The sequence below is a fragment of the Massilia violaceinigra genome, assembly GCF_002752675.1.
Classification (GTDB): Bacteria; Pseudomonadota; Gammaproteobacteria; order Burkholderiales; family Burkholderiaceae_D; genus Telluria_A; species Telluria_A violaceinigra.
In genome coordinates this window covers 3,624,361-3,639,916 of record NZ_CP024608.1, presented here as the reverse complement: position 1 = coordinate 3,639,916, position 15,556 = coordinate 3,624,361, and the positions used below count along the sequence as shown (strand labels likewise).

The window sequence follows — 15,556 nt, the reverse complement described above, 5'->3', positions numbered from 1 at the left end:
ACGCTGCCACACAAAAATTGATCGATGGCACGCGCAAGCGCAGGCGATCGACGAAAAAAAACCGCGGGGCACGCAGCCCTGCGGTTTTTTTTGTGCGGCAAGCCGGATCGGCTTAGCGGCGCGTGCCGACCACTTCCACCGTCACGCGGCGGTTCTTGGCGCGGCCTTCCGCCGTCTTGTTGTCGGCTACCGGCTGGGTTTCGCCCTTGCCTTCGGTGTAGACGCGCGCGGCGTCGACGCCCTTGGATACCAGGTACGCCTTGACCGACGCGGCGCGGCGCAGCGACAGCTTCTCGTTGTACGCGGCGCGGCCGATCGAGTCGGTGTGGCCGACCGTGATCATGACGTCCGCATCCATGCCTTGCAGCTTGGTCAGCAGCTCGTCGAGCGATGCCTTGCCCTCCGGGCGCAGCACGGCGCTGTCGAAGGCAAACACGGCTTCGGCCGAGAAAGTCGATTTTTCCGCGACCGGAGTCATCGGCTTGGCTGGCTCGGCCGGCGGCTGGGCCGCGGCTGGCGCCACCACCGGCACCACTGGCGCCGGCGCCGGCTCAACCGGAGCGACCGGCTTGGCAGCCGGACGTCCGATCTTGTAGACCAGGCCCACCGAGAACAGGTCGACATCGCCGCGGTTGCCCACGGCATCGTTGACACGGTAGCGCTCGACTTCGCCGCGCAAGGCCAGCGCTTCGCTGAACTTGTATTCCAGGCCGAAGCCGGCCTTGGCGTTGAGCTTGCGCTCGCTCGGGCTTGGATTGGTCACCGCGAACAGGCGGTTACCATGGAAGCGCGTGGTCGCCTTGGCATAGTTCATGCCGGCGCGGCCGAATACCGAGAAGCGCTGCGAGAGCGGCACTTGCGCCACCAGGTCCAGATTGACGCCACGGAAACCGGCTTCGCCGTTGAGCGTGCCGTTCTGGGTAGTGGTCGACTTGAAGCCGAACTTGCCCAGATCGAAGAAGCCTGCTTCAACCGCGAAGTACTGGTTCAGCTGCTTGCCGACATACAGCTTGTAGCCGACATCTTTCTCGTCGGTCGTGAACGAGTTCAGGCCGGCGCCATTGGCGGTCAGGCTGCGGATCAGGCGCACGTCATCGACGTTGGCGCGCGTCTGGCCGATATTGCCGCCCACGTACCAGGCGCTGTTGGCCCACTCCGGGTTGATGAAGACGTCGTCCGCTGCCGCTGCCTGCCCTGCAACCAGGGCGCAGCCGATGGCGCCCATGAGGCCCGCTTTTTTAGTAAATGTCATTGCTCTCTCTCAAAAATTTTTCTTATTTGGTGATCTTGTTGTTGCGCAGCGTTACAGCTTTGCCGCTCAGCAAACGACCGTTCAACACCGTCGCGCCGTCGCCCAGCGTGATGTCTTCGCCACGGCTCAGAACGGTTCCCTTGAACGCGCTGTTCGCGCCCAGCGTGGTCGCCTCGACCGGCACCCAGAACACATTGTCGGCGCGGGCACCGTTAATCAGTTCAATGGTGGAGTTGGCCATCGTGGTCAGGGTCGACTTGGCGCGGAAAATGTACGGGCCGTTGCCGCTCAGGGTCAGCTTGCCGGTCAGGCTGATCGCGCCGGAATAGCAGTACACGCCAGGCTGGAGCACCAGTCCACCGAGGTCGATGCCGGCGTCCGACAGGATCGCGCAAGGACGGTTGTTGGCATTGATCACGGCAACCTGCAGATCCTGATATGGACCGCTCAGCTCGAAACCGGACTTGACGTTGCGGAAGCCCAGCGGCTGCTCCGGCTCGACGTTCTGTAGCGGCGCACCGACGTCACCGGTCACCAGGGTGGTGCCGCCGGCGTTGTTGGTGATGGTGGTGACCGCCAGCACGGCGAATTCGCGTGCGCGGCCCAGGCCAATGCCGCCATCGGAAGGTGCTTCAATGACTGGTGGCGTCACCACTGGCGGGTTGGTCACCGGCGGCACCACTGGTGGCACGACTGGCGGAACGACTGGTGGCACCACTGGCGGAACGACTGGCGGCACGACCGGCGGCGGATCGATGATCAGTGCCGGCGTGACGGTCAGGGCGCCGGTGGCGCTCTTGTCGCCCGAGGTGGCAGTGATCACGGTATTGCCGACGGTAACGCCAGTCGCGCTGCCCGACGCGGCAACGGTAGCGGTGGCGGTGCTGCCCGAGGTCCATTTCACGTCATTCGTGATGACGGCGGTCGAGCTGTCGGAATACGTGGCGATCGCGGTGAACTGCTGGCTGGCGCCCACGCGCACGCTGGCCGCGGCCGGGGTCACCGACAGGCCGGTCACGCTGATGACGGCGGGCGGGTTGACCGGAACCTGTGCGTTGACCACCAGGGTCGCCGCGCCGGTTTTGGCGCCGAAGGCGGCGGTGATGGCGGCGCTGCCAGGGGTCAGGCCGGTGGCCAGGCCGCCGGCCGGGGTCACGCGGGCGATGGTGGGCGAGGCCGAGGCCCATACCGACACATCGGTCACGTTGCGCGAGGTACCGTCGGCATAGCTGGCGGTGGCGATGAATTGCTGGCTGGCGCCGGTCAGCACGGTGGCCGTGGGCGGCGTGACCGTGACGCTGACCAGTTCCGCGGCCGGCAGGCCCAGAATCGGATCGCGGCCGCGGTCGCTGCTGCCGCCGCAAGCTGCCAGCACGGACACGGCCAGCAGGCCGGTCGCGCATAACAGAGTTGTTGTATATTTTTTAATGTTCATTAAAGCGTCCTTGGGAAAGATAATTTCTCGCCGTTACGAGGTGTATTCAACACTATTCTCCTGCGCATCAGGGTGTTCTGTGCGCCGGCGAACATAACGGCTTAAAGATTGGCAACATTGTACTAAAACACAACGGGAAAGTCCTGCAGGGCTCTTTTATTGCCTTGTTCCGGCAAAAAAATGGGGCGGCGGCGCATGTCGCGCTCACGCCGCCCTTGCAACTATTGCCACCGACATAGAAGGGGTCTGACCCCGGTTAAGCAACAGTTGCTGGCGAAGCAGTTACTTGTTGACGCTGCGGGTGCCGACCACTTCCACCGTCACGCGGCGGTTTTTGGCACGGCCTTCGGCGGTCTTGTTGTCGGCAACCGGCTGCGTTTCGCCCTTGCCTTCGGTGTACACGCGCCCCGCCTCGACACCTTTCGAGACGATGTAGGCCTTGACCGCTTCGGCACGGCGCATCGACAGCTTCTGGTTGTAGGCGTCGGTGCCGACCGAATCGGTATGGCCGACGGTGACCATCACTTCGGTGTTCATGCCTTGCAGCTTGTTCAGCAAGTCATCGAGCGCGGCCTTGCCTTCCGGCTTGACCACCGACTTGTCGAAGTCGAACAGCGCTTCGGCGGCGAACGATACTTTTTCCGATACGGCAACCGGCGCGGCAGGCGCTGGCGCAGCCGGTGCCGGCGCCGGGGCGGCCGTCACTGGCGCTGGTGCCGGCATCGGCTCAACCGGTGCCGGACGGCTCGCTGCAGGGCGCCCCAGCTTGTACACCAGGCTGAGCGACGCCATGTCGACATCGCCGCGGTTGCCCACGGCATCGTTGACGCGGTAGCGCTCGACTTCGCCGCGCAGGGCCAGCGCTTCGCTGAACTTGAATTCCAGGCCCAGTCCGGCCTTGGCATTGAGCTTGCGCTCGCTCGGGTTGGGATTGGTCACCGCAAACAGGCGGTTGCCGCGGAAGTGCGTGCTGGCCTTCGCGTAGTTCATGCCAATCCGGCCCAGCACCGAAAAACGGTCGGACATCGGCAGTTGCGCCACCAGATCCATGTTCACGCCGCGAAAGCCCGCTTCGCCAATCAGGCGGCCATTCTGGGACGTGCTCGCATCGAAGCCGAACTTGCCCAGATCGAAAAAGCCGGCCTCGACCGCGAAGTAGCGGTTCAGCTGCTTGCCGACGAACAGCTTGTAGGCCAGGTCGCGCTCGTCGACCTTGAACGAGTTCAGGGTGGCGCCATTGGCCGTCAGGCTGCGCGTCAGGCGCTCATTGTCGATATTGGCGCGCGATTGGCCGATGCCGGCGCCGATGTACCAGGCGCTGTTGGCCCACTCCGGATTGACGAAAGGCTCGTCCGCCCGTGCCGCCTGGCTCGCCAGAAGGGCGCAGCCGATGACGCTCAGGGCGCCGATGTGTTTTGCTAATGTCATGATGTGCTTTCGGAAAAAAGTAGTCGGCTTGTTGGCTGCTTGCTTGTGAATTATTTGCTGATCTTGTTATTGCGCAGGGTGACCGCGGCGCCGCTCAGTGCACGGCCGCTTAACAGGCTCGTGTTGTCGCCGACGGTAATGGCGGCGGACTGGCTCAGGATCGATCCCTTGAAGACACCGTTCGCACCGAGGGTGGTCGGTCCGGCCGGAATCCAGTACAGGCTGCCGTCCGATGCGCCGCCGGTCAGCGCCACGATGGCATTCGCCGTGCTGTTGAGCGTCGACGCGGTGCGGAAGATGTAGACGCCGGGACCATTGAGGGTCAGCGTGCCGGTGATGCTGATGGCGCCGGCATAGCAGTACACGCCCGGGGTGAGCACCAGCCCGCCGAGATCGACGCCCGACGCGGAGCTGACGGTGCAGGTTTGGCTGTTGGCGCTGGTCACGGCAACTTGCAAGTCTTCCAGTGCGCCCGCCAGGATCGGACCGGAGCTGTAGTTGGCGTAGCCGGCGGACTGGGTTGGCGCGGTGGTTTGCGACGGCGCACCGACATCGCCGGTGACCAGGGTGGTACCACCGGAATTATTGGTGATCGACGTACCTGCGAGCACGGCAAAGCTGGCTGCGCGGCCCAGGCTGATGTCGGCGGCTGGCGGTACGACTGGCGGCACGACCGGTGGCACGACTGGTGGAACAACTGGCGGCACCACTGGTGGCACGACCGGCGGCACAACTGGTGGAACGACTGGTGGTACGACTGGCGGCACGACTGGTGGAACGACTGGCACCGCGGTGACCGTCAGGAGGGCGCTGGCGGTTTGGCCGCTGCTGCTGGCGCTGATCGCGGTGGTGCCGGCGGCGACGCCGGAAGCCATGCCGGATGCGGCGATCGTGCCGCTGGCGTTGGTGGCCGAGTTCCACGTCACCGAATTGGTGATGATGGCGGTCGACTTGTCCGAATAGGTGCCGATGGCAATGAATTGCTGGGTCGAGCCCACCATGATGGACGCAGTCGCCGGCGTGACCGCGATGGACGACAAGGTCACCACGGGCGGTGGCGGCGGCACCGGTGCCGTCACGACCAGGGTGGCGGCGCCGGTCTTGCTGGAAAAGGTGGCGGTGATGGCGGCGCTGCCGGCAGTCACGCCGGTGGCCAGGCCGTTGGCGGCGCTCACGCCGGCAATACCGGGCGAGGCGGACAGCCAGGCCGAGGTCGACGTCACGTCGCGCGATGTGCCATCTGCATAGGTGGCGGTGGCGGTGAACTGGCGCGTTTCAGTGGTGAGTACCGTGGCGTTGGCTGGCGTGACGGCGACGCTGACCAAGGCGGCGGGTGGCTGGCCAAGGATCGGGTCGCGGCCCTGGTCCCCGCCGCCGCCGCATGCGGCGAGGAGGGAAACGGCGAGCAAGCCTGCGGTGCAGAGCAACGCCCTCGCGTGTTTCGTGATTTTCATTTTTTAGTTCCTTTGGGTTGGGGCCTGTGGCCGGACAGCGGCAACGTCATTCACTATTGCCTTTTGTCACCCCTAGCTCCGTTCGCCACCGTACATAGGCTTTTAAACGTAAAAATAATCATTACCGTAGCAACACACTCAGGCGTTAACGTTAAAAAGCCGCCGGCCCTTGCGGGCACGGCGGCTTTTCAGTACAGCGGAAGCTTACTTGGCGGTGGTACGGGTACCGACCACTTCAACCGTCACGCGACGGTTTTTAGCGCGGCCTTCTGCCGATTTGTTGTCAGCAACTGGCTGGGACTCGCCCTTGCCTTCGGTGTAGACGCGCGACGTTTCCACGCCTTTCGACACGATGTAGGCTTTCACGGCTTCAGCGCGGCGCAGCGACAGTTTCTGGTTGTAAGCGTCCGAACCGACCGAGTCGGTGTGGCCAACGGTAACCATGACTTCGGTGTTCATGCCTTGCAGCTTGTTCAGCAGATCGTCCAGAGCGGCTTTGCCTTCTGGCTTGACAACCGATTTGTCGAAGTCGAACAGGGCTTCAGCAGCGAACGAGACTTTTTCCGACACTGGCACTGGTGCCGGTGCTGGTGCTGGCATTGGTGCCGGCGCTGGTGCTGGCGTTGCTTCCGGCATTGGCGCTGGTGCTGGTGCCGGCATTGGCTTCGATGCTGCTGGACGGCCCAGTTTGTAGACCAGGTTCATCGAGTACAGCTTGGTGTTGCCGTTGCTGCGCAGCGCGTCGTCGATGCGATAGTTTTCAGCTTCGGCGCGCAGTGCCAGCGCTTCGGTGAACTTGTATTCCAGGCCAACGCCGATTTTCGGGTTCAGCTTCTTCTCGCTCTTTTCGCCAGCGAACAAGCCAACTGCGCGGTTACCCGAGAATTGGGTTTTTGCTTTGGTGTAATGCATACCGGCGCGGCCGTACACCGAGAAACGCTCGCTCATCGGCAGTTGCGCGATCAGGTCCAGGTTCACGCCCTTGTACTTCTGCTCAGCGTTGACAACGCCGCCCAGGTTGTTGGTGGTCTTGACGTTGAAGTTGCCCAGGTCAAAAAAACCGGCTTCCACTGCGAAGTAGCGGCTCAGTTGCTTACCAACAAACAATTTGTAACCCATGTCTTTTTCGTCGGTGCGCCACGAATTGACCATGCCGCCCTGACCGTTCAGGTTCTTGATCACTGGAGCCGCCTTGGTGTAGCTGCGCGACTGGCCGATACCGGCACCGATGTAGGTGGCGCTGTTTGCCCATTCTGGATTCACGAACTGGTCTTGTGCCGATGCTTGTCCTGCCAGCATTGCGAAGCCGATTGCGCTCAGAGTACCGATTTTCTTAGTCAGGGTCATGTTGTATTCTCTCGTATGTATGTGTCGGACAGACTGGCTGCCCGGATGGTTTATCGCTGATGTGGTGTATCGCTAATGCTTTTGTGCTTAGCTCGGTATCCACTATTCCTTATTCACAACAGTGGTTCGGTTCGGTAGCGAACATAACTGTTTGGAAATTGAAAAGTTTTCACCGAAAAACCACAAACTGTGGCGTTCTTGTCACACAGGCGGGGTGGTTTCAGTCGCCTGCAGCTCGTCTTCTTGCTCTTTACGCAACGCGGCCATGTGGATGGCGTACTGCTCGAAGCGCTTGTCGTCGTCGCCGACCGGGGTCCAGGCCGGCACCTTGACGGTGTCGCCGGCATTGTCGACCGCCACGAACACGATCAGGCAGCGCGTGGTGCGCTGGCGCGCGCCGGTCTTCGGTTCGGTGGCCGAGACATCGATGGCGATGTGCATGCTGGAGTTGCCTGTATGGACAACCATCGCATTCACTTCCACGATCTGGCCGATGAAGATCGGCTTATAGAAGCGGATGCCGCCGATATACACGGTGACGCAGTAAAAGCCGCTCCAGCCGACCGCGCAGGCGTAGCCGGCCTGGTCGATCCATTTCATCACGGCGCCGCCGTGCACCTTGCCGCCGAAATTGACGTCGGTGGGTTCAGCGAGGAAACGCAGGGTGATCTCGCGCGGTCGCACGGGGGTGATATCGTTGCTCATGAAGGTACTCGCAAAAGTAGTGTTTTCGTCATTCCTGCCACTGGCAGAAATGACTTCCCGCGCAGGCGGGAACCCAAGTTCGTCGTTACGCCAGCAGCAGCCAGCCTGAAGCTAGACCCACCAGTTCAAACCATTTCCTGCGCTGTATCACGCACCGCCTGCAGCAGCAGTTCCGCGCCCGGCGAGAGCAAATGGTCTTTCTGGCGAATGATACCGAAGGCATCCATCTTGCACGGCAACTCGATCGGCAGGATGCTCAGCACATTGAGCGAGGCGTAATAATGCGCCACGTCGACCGGCATCACGTGCAGCGAATCGGTCTGCTGCAGCAGCGCCGTAATGAGGAGCAGCGCGGTGGTGTCGACCACGTTGACCGGAATATCGAGCCCGGCGCGGCGGAACATCATGTCGAAACGGTGGCGCAAAATGCTGCCGTGCGGCGGCAGGATCCAGGGCTGGTCGGCGATGTGCTTCAGTTCCAGCTTGTCGACCTCCAGCAGCGGATGGCCGACGCGCACGACTGCGCACGCCGGCTCCTCGTTCAATTCTTCATAGATCAGGCCGGCGGAATTCTCTTTTTCGAGGATGCGCCCGATCATGAAGTCGAGCGTGCCGTGCTGCAGCTTGTCGAGCAGGATATTGCTCGCTTCCACGTGGGCACCGATCCGCAGCATGGGCGCATGCTGCTTGATGCGCGCAATCGCACGCGGCAGCAGCGCCATGGCGGGCGTCATGATCACGCCGACCTCCACCTGCCCCGCCAGCCCGGCCTTGAGCGCCAGGATGTCGTCGTGCGCCAGCGCCAGGCTGGTCAGTGCCATGCGGGCGTGGCGCACCATGGTTTCGCCGAACATGGTCGGCTCCATGCCACGCGGCAAGCGCTCGAACAGCTTGACGTCCAGCATCTCTTCCAGATCCTTGATCTGCTTCGACGCCGCCGGCTGGGTCATGTGCAGCGCCTCGGCGGCGCGGTGGATGTTGCGGTGGTCGTCGAGCGCGATCAGCAGCAGCAGTTGCCGCGTCTTGAGGCGCGCCTTTAAAAACCAGTTGGGGTTGAGTGTCTCCATCATCGGATCATACCCCTAATAATATCGGTACGCAGCGCAACATACCGATCTAGATATCATTGGCAGCCTGGAGACGGATTGGCGGCCGGGCCGGAGGCTGTCTGCGGCACGACCCGGATGCTGCCACCTGAGTTGTAATGCAACTCTTCCACCGCCACCGAGCGCCGGAATTCGCCGCCACCGGGCAATTTGGCGTTGTGATAGAACACGTAGGACTTGCCGTTGAACTTGATGATGGCCTGGTGGATGGTATTGACATTCTCGTTCTTCTCCATGATCACGCCTCGGAAGGTCCACGGTCCGGCGGGGCTGGCGCTGGTGGCGTAGACCATTTCTTCCGGGAAGTGGCGCGAATAGGACAGGTAATACGTGGCGCCGCGCTTGTGCACGTAAGGCGCCTCGGTGAAGCCATCGATCGCATGGGTCATGATGGGCCCGTCCAGCTCGGTCATGTTGCTCTTCAGCTTAGCGTATTTGAGTACGGTGTTGCCCCAATACAGCCAGGCCTGCCCATTGGTATCGATGAACACGGCCGGATCGATGTCATCCCACAAGATGTCGGTGTGCTTGGTCATGTCATTGCTCACCAGCGCGTTGCCGCGCGCGTCGACGAACGGTCCGGTCGGGCTGTCGGACACGGCCACGCCGATGGCCTTGCCGGGAATCGTCTTGTGGTCGACCGTCGAATAGAAATAGTATTTGCCGTTGCGCTTGGTGATGTCGCCCGCCCAGGCATCGCGCCCGGCCCACTTGAAGGTCGAATACTTCAGCGGCGAGCCGTGGTCTTTCCAGGTTTTCATGTCGCACGAAGAATAGACGCGCCATTCGTTCATCACGAAATTCTTTTCGTCCGCTTTCGCTTCGTCATGGCCGACGTACACGTAGACACGGCCCTTGTCGACCAGCGCCGCCGGATCGGCCGTGAACATATTGCTGACGATGGGGTTGGCCGCCGAGGCAAGCCCCGTGGCAATGCCGAGGGCGAGTGCGCCCAGTGCGTATTTGATCATGCTTGTCTCCCGTTGTAATTAGTTAAAATGAGGCCAGGCCCGGCCAGGCCGCGTCAAGCCGCCGCGCGCCGTGCAGCGCCCATGGCCATCAGGCGCTGGACCACGCAGAACACGAACAGCAAGGCGCCGATGACGATCTTGGTCCACCACGAGCTGAGCGTGCCGTCGAAGGCGATCAAGGTCTGGATCGTGCCCAGCACCAGCACGCCGGACAGCGCGCCCGCCACATAGCCATATCCGCCGCTGAGCAAGGTGCCGCCGATGACGACCGCCGCGATGGCGTCCAGTTCGGTGCCCTGGGCATGCAGGCCGTAGCCCGACAGCATGTAGAACGAGAACAGCACCCCCGCCAGCGCCGCGCAAAAGCCGCTGAAGGCGTACACCAGCACCTTGGTGCGCGCCACCGGCAAGCCCATCATCAGGGCCGACTGCTCGTTGCCGCCGATGGCGTACACGCCGCGCCCGAAGGCGGTAAAGTGGGCCAGGAAAATGGCCAGCGCCAGCATCAGCAGCGCGATCAGCGCGCTCGGCGAGACAAAGCCGCCCAAAAAGCCCAGCTGGGTTTGCGACATGGCCAGGTACAGCGGGTCCTCGATGGTGATCGAGTTAATGCTGATCAGGTAACACAGGCCGCGCGCCAGGAACATGCCGGCCAGGGTCACGATGAACGGTTGCAGCTTGAAGTAGTGAATCATCGCGCCCATGCCGCCGCCGAACAGCGCGCCCAGCAACAGCACGAGCGCGATCACGGCCTGCGGCGGCCAGTGCGCCACCTGCAGCAGCCAGGCCGACATCATGGTCGCCAGCGCCAGCACCGAGCCGACCGACAGGTCGATGCCGCCCGACAGAATCACAAAGCTCATGCCGATGGCCAGCACCAGCAGGAACGCATTGTCGATCAGCAAATTGAGGATGACCTGGACCGACAGCAAGCCCGGATACACGGCGCCGCCGATGCCGAGCATGGCCAGCAGCAGGACGACCGTGACCAGCGGGGTGAAGTAAGGCGATTTCATGCAGCCCTCGCACGCGAAAACAATTGTTTGAACTCAGCCGATTGCGACAGGCACACGAGAAATACGACAACCGACTTGACCACCATGTTCACTTCCGGCGGCACGCCCAGCGAGTAGATGGTGTAGGTCAGGGTCTGGATGATGAGCGCGCCGATCACGCTGCCGACCAGGCTGAACTTGCCGCCCGCGAGCGAGGTACCGCCCAGGGTGACGGCCAGGATGGCGTCGAGTTCGAGCAGCAGGCCGGCATTGTTCGCGTCCGCGCTCTTGATGTTGGAACTGATCATCAATCCGGCCAGCCCGGCGCAGGCGGCGCAGAACACGTAGACAAAAATGATCAGCGACGCCGTCCTCAGGCCCGCCAGGCGCGCCGCCACCGGATTGATGCCGACCGCCTGGATAAACAGGCCGAGCGCGGTTTTGCGCATCATCAGCGCGATGACCGCGAACACCACCGCCACCACCGTCAGCGAGAACGGCAGGCCGGCAAAGTAGCCGCCGCCAAGGAAAAAGAAGGGTTCGTAATAGACGGTGACGATTTGCCCGTCGGTCAGCAACTGCGCCAGTCCCCTGCCCGCCACCATCAGGATCAGGGTGGCCACGATCGGCTGTAAACCCAGCGCAGAGACCAGTACCCCGTTCCACAGTCCGCACAGCAGGGCCGCGCCCATGGCGGCCGCCATCGCCCATATCAGCGGCAGCTCGGCCTGCGGACCGCCGCCGATCAGCATCGCCGCCACCGTTCCCGACAGCGCCACCACGGCGCCGACCGAAATATCGATGCCGCGCGTGGCGATCACCAGGGTCATGCCGAGCGCGGCCAGCATCAGCGGCGCGGCGCGGTTGACGATGTCGACCAGGCTGCCGTACAAATGGCCATCCTTGATCGACAGATGAAAAAAGCCGGGGATGGCGATCAGGTCGATCAGCAGCAGGACCGCCAGCGCCGCCAGCGGACGAAACAGCGGGTGGCGCAGCAGCGACGCCGGCGGTGCCGACGCGTCGTCTTTCGATGCGGCCTGTGCCGCCACGGCCGTCACGCCGTTTCTCCGGCAATGACTTGCAGCACCGACGTGTCGTCCAGTTCGCCGCGCTGGTATTCGCCGCACGCCTTGCGGTCGCGCAGTACGACCAGGCGGTCGCTGCAGCGCAGAACTTCGGGTAGTTCGGAGGAGATGAACAGAATTGCCATCCCTTTGCGACAAAGTCCACTAACGTAATCCATGATTTCCTGTTTGGCGCGCACGTCGATGCCGCGCGTGGGTTCGTCGAGGATCAGCATCGCCGGCGCCGTCACCAGCCAGCGCGCCAGCAGCACTTTCTGCTGATTCCCGCCGGACAGCGAACCAATCGGTGTTTCGATATCGGCCGTCTTGATGCCCAGCCACCTAACATAGTCTTGCGCCAGCGCCTGCTGCTGGCGCAAGGGAATCGCGCGCAGCATGCCGGCGCGCGCTTGCAGCGCCAGGATCATGTTCTCGCGCACCGACAGCTCCAGAATCGCGCCCTCGTGCTTGCGGTCTTCCGAGCAAAAGCCGATACCGGCTTCGATGGCGTCGCGCGGCGAGCCGAAGGGGTGGCTGCGTTCACCGATGCGGATCGTGCCGCTGTCGGCCTTGTCGGCCCCGAACAGCAAGCGCGCCACCTCGGTGCGGCCGGAACCGAGCAGCCCGCACAGGCCCAGCATTTCGCCGGCGCGGATGTCGAGGTCGAGCGGCGCCAGCGCGCCCTTGCGTCCCAGGCCGCGGGCTTGCAGCAAGGTCGCTGGCGCTGCCTGTGCGGCGCTCGCATGGACCATCTCGGCCGGATGCTCGCTGGCATCGGGCGCGCCGACCATCTTGTTCACCAGCGCCAGGCGCGACAGTTCGGCGCAGGCGTATTCGCCCTCGCGTTCGCCGTTGCGCATGACAGTGATGCGGTCCGAGATCGCATACGTCTGGTCGAGGAAGTGGGTGACGAACAGGATCGCCATGCCCTGGTCGCGCAGTTTGCGCAGCACACGGAACAGCAGTTGCACTTCCGCTTCGTCGAGGCTGGAGGTCGGTTCGTCGAGAATGAGTACGCGCGCGGAAATGTTAAGCGCGCGGGAAATGGCCACCATCTGCTGGATCGCCAACGGAAAGCTGGCCAACAGGGCGCGCACGTCGATGCGCACTTCGAGCTGTTCCAGCAAGACCGCGGCCTGCGCGCGCATGCCGGCCCAGTCCACCATGCCGAACTTGCGCGGATAGCGCCCGATGAAAATGTTCTCGGCCACCGACAAATTCGGGCACAGGTTCACTTCCTGATACACCGTGCTGATGCCGAGGCGCTGCGCATCCTGGGTCGAGCCCGGGCGGATCTCCTGCCCTTCCATCACGATGGTGCCGCTGTCGGGCGCATACACACCCGTCAGCACCTTGATCAGGGTGGACTTGCCGGCCCCGTTCTGGCCCATCAGGGTGTGGACTTCGCCCGCGTAGAGTTTCAGGCCCACATCGCTCAGAGCCTTCACGCCGGGAAATTGCTTGCTGATGCCGCGCAGCTCCAGCACCGGAGCGGCGGCTTGCATTGCCTCACTCATGGCGCGGCCTAGTATTTGCGGTTTGGCAGTTCCTTGGCAGCCACTTCAGCCGGGAACACGCCCTCGACCGTTGTGATGCGCTTCGGCACGGGCTTGCCTGCCACGACATCGCGCGCGATCGACATCAGCTGGGGCCCGAGCAGCGGGCTGCACTCGACCGTGACGTTCATCTTGCCGGCGATCATGGCCTGGAACGCCCCCTTCACACCGTCGATCGAGATCACCAGGATATCGACGCCGGGCTTGAGGCCTGCCTCTTCAATCGCCTGGATGGCGCCGATGGCCATGTCGTCGTTGTGCGCGTAGAGCACATTGATGCTCTTGCCCTGCGCCTTGAGGAAAGCTTCCATCACTTCCTTGCCCTTGGCGCGGGTAAAGTCGCCGGTCTGGGAGCGCGTGATCTTCAGCTTGGGATTGGCGGCGATGACTTCGGCAAAGCCGTTCTTGCGGTCGATGGCTGGCGCCGAGCCGACGGTCCCCTGGAGTTCCACGATGTTGAAGGTGCGATCCGGGGTTTTGGCGGCGCGTTCGATCAGCCAGCGGCCGGCGCGGCGGCCTTCCTCAACGAAGTCGGAACCGATGAAGGCGGCGTACAGCGATTGATCGGTGACGTTGACGGCACGATCGGTGAGGATAACAGGGATTTTCGCGGCCTTGGCTTCGCGCAGCACGGTTTCCCAGCCCGATTCCACGACCGGGGAGAACGCAATCACATCGACGCGCTGGGCAATGAAGGAGCGGATTGCCTTGACCTGGTTTTCCTGGCGCTGCTGGGCGTCGGCAAATTTCAGGTTGATGCCTTCCTTCTTGGCGGCATCCTTGATCGACAGGGTATTGGCGGTGCGCCATTCGCTTTCGGCGCCGACCTGGGAAAAGCCGATAGTCAGCGGCTTAGCGGCAAGAGCGGGAATAGTGGGGAAAGCGCCGAGCAATGCGGTGGCCAGAACGGCCCTGCGGGTGGTGTTCATGTGTGTCTCCTGTTTTTGTAGGGGTGGAATTCGGGACTCCTTTTATTACCCTATATTAGGAGAAAGTCACATAGTCATCCAATCAATTTTTTGACGTATCCGATATCGAAATCGATATCGGATAGACCCTTCAACGTCCCACGCCCGCCGCCTGGCCAGGCCGGCTTCCGGGCTGAGCAGGCAAAAATATCCAGCATCAGTTGACGCGCTGCAATCTCGAGTCTGGCATCTTCATGCGGAATAATTTAATCGGGAAAATAAAAACCAATCGTCCTCAAATACCCGGCATTACGCCGGGAATATTCCGGATGTTTATCGAGATGAAATGTAATGGCAGGCGTGGAATTATTGTTGAAACGAACAGGCTTTATTCGTTGTGGCGACTCAAAGCTGATGCGCACCGCCCCGCCTACACTGCATTCATTCGCTCGTCAAGAGACATTCGAAATAATGCCTGTCACATACTTGATGCAATCGCGAACTGCGGAAACAGGAGATTAAATGATGATTGACATACACGGGCCCGCCGCCCCATAGCATGTTCCACGCAATTATGAAGAATACCAGAAATCCAAGGTGAACAAAATGAGCATAACTTCATTTCATCCGGCACACCACGGTTTTAAATTCGCCAATCAATTTGTCAACCACGTTGTCAGGGTTCCCGCACTTGGCATCGACATTACTACCTACGGCCGCTGCGGCGGCATGGCGTTCGCGGCGCTCGACTATTGGCACAACAACCTGCCGATACCCCAGGATACCTCGCTTCCGGCCGATGGCACACCCCTTGGGGACTATATCTATAACCGGCTGATCCAAAGCATCCTGGCAAACGCATTTAAATATTTTGATTTCATGCGCCTTGCCGACCACCCGACCTGGTTTAGCAAGGGCATAGGCCGAATTACCCGCGAACAAGAATTTCCGCTGCTGAAAAGTTTGATTGACCAGGGTCAGCCCTGCGCACTCGCTCTGACCAAATCCAGAAGCATCTTCGAGTTCCACAACGATCACCAGGTCGTCGCCTACGGCTATGAGGAAGGCGATCCGTATTCGTCAATACTGATCTACGATAATATTCGACCGAATGAAGAACATCGGCTTACCTTCACCACAGCCTATAACCCTGGCGACCGACCTGTGCACCATAGTCTCACTGGGGATTGGCGCGGATTTTTCGTCGAAGCCTATGCGCCCCAAATGCCCCCCGTTTAGGCGAACCGCGTTTTTCTGAGCGAGCTCAAGGACTATCCCATCCACGCAGTCCAGGACAGCGTTCGTTTTTGGGTTCGTCCACCAGCCGAATTC

The 15,556-nt window shown here is 61.9% G+C and carries 13 protein-coding genes; 1 reads left to right on the top strand and 12 read right to left on the bottom strand.

All coding sequences use genetic code 11. The features are described 5' to 3' along the window. Nucleotides 1-112: 112 nt before the first annotated feature. From CR152_RS16280 to CR152_RS16225, 12 genes are all read right to left on the bottom strand, one after another. A complete protein-coding gene (locus CR152_RS16280; RefSeq protein ID WP_099876058.1) occupies nt 113-1,252 on the bottom strand; it encodes an OmpA family protein in 1,140 nt (379 codons plus the stop codon). A gap of 22 nt (nt 1,253-1,274) precedes the next feature. Then, nucleotides 1,275-2,687: an ice-binding family protein gene (locus CR152_RS16275; protein ID WP_099876056.1), complete on the bottom strand. Its 1,413-nt coding sequence runs from the start codon at nt 2,685-2,687 to the stop codon at nt 1,275-1,277. Nucleotides 2,688-2,969: 282 nt separating this feature from the next. Next, complete coding sequence (locus CR152_RS16270) at nt 2,970-4,115, bottom strand: OmpA family protein (RefSeq protein WP_099876054.1); 1,146 nt, start codon at nt 4,113-4,115, stop codon at nt 2,970-2,972. Between the two features lie 50 nt (nt 4,116-4,165). After that, nucleotides 4,166-5,569, bottom strand: a complete 1,404-nt coding sequence (locus CR152_RS16265) for an ice-binding family protein (RefSeq protein WP_099876052.1) — start codon at nt 5,567-5,569, stop codon at nt 4,166-4,168. A 204-nt stretch (nt 5,570-5,773) separates the two neighbouring features. Then, nucleotides 5,774-6,868, bottom strand: a complete 1,095-nt coding sequence (locus CR152_RS35040; protein WP_370663859.1) for an OmpA family protein — start codon at nt 6,866-6,868, stop codon at nt 5,774-5,776. A 249-nt stretch (nt 6,869-7,117) separates the two neighbouring features. Beyond that, nucleotides 7,118-7,621: an acyl-CoA thioesterase gene (locus CR152_RS16255; protein ID WP_099876049.1), complete on the bottom strand. Its 504-nt coding sequence runs from the start codon at nt 7,619-7,621 to the stop codon at nt 7,118-7,120. 125 nt (nt 7,622-7,746) lie between these two features. Further along, entirely contained in the window at nt 7,747-8,688 is a 942-nt protein-coding gene (locus tag CR152_RS16250; RefSeq protein WP_099876047.1) for a LysR family transcriptional regulator, read from the bottom strand. 56 nt (nt 8,689-8,744) lie between these two features. Further along, nucleotides 8,745-9,698 (bottom strand): glycoside hydrolase family 43 protein, encoded by a 954-nt coding sequence (locus CR152_RS16245; protein WP_099876045.1) that lies wholly within the window; start codon nt 9,696-9,698, stop codon nt 8,745-8,747. Nucleotides 9,699-9,751: 53 nt separating this feature from the next. Then, on the bottom strand, nt 9,752-10,714 hold the full coding sequence (gene yjfF / locus CR152_RS16240; RefSeq protein ID WP_099876044.1) for a galactofuranose ABC transporter, permease protein YjfF: 963 nt from the start codon (nt 10,712-10,714) through the stop codon (nt 9,752-9,754). Continuing rightward, nucleotides 10,711-11,745, bottom strand: a complete 1,035-nt coding sequence (locus CR152_RS16235; protein ID WP_167399999.1) for an ABC transporter permease — start codon at nt 11,743-11,745, stop codon at nt 10,711-10,713. Before CR152_RS16235 ends, yjfF begins: the two co-directional genes overlap by 4 nt. A gap of 5 nt (nt 11,746-11,750) precedes the next feature. Continuing rightward, nucleotides 11,751-13,277: a sugar ABC transporter ATP-binding protein gene (locus tag CR152_RS16230; RefSeq protein WP_099876040.1), complete on the bottom strand. Its 1,527-nt coding sequence runs from the start codon at nt 13,275-13,277 to the stop codon at nt 11,751-11,753. Between the two features lie 8 nt (nt 13,278-13,285). Then, nucleotides 13,286-14,245, bottom strand: coding sequence for an ABC transporter substrate-binding protein (locus CR152_RS16225; protein WP_099876038.1), 960 nt, complete (start codon nt 14,243-14,245; stop codon nt 13,286-13,288). A gap of 585 nt (nt 14,246-14,830) precedes the next feature. On the opposite strand from CR152_RS16225, the gene CR152_RS16220 reads away from it, so the two are divergent. Continuing rightward, nucleotides 14,831-15,463, top strand: a complete 633-nt coding sequence (locus tag CR152_RS16220) for a hypothetical protein (protein ID WP_099876036.1) — start codon at nt 14,831-14,833, stop codon at nt 15,461-15,463. Nucleotides 15,464-15,556: the final 93 nt, after the last annotated feature.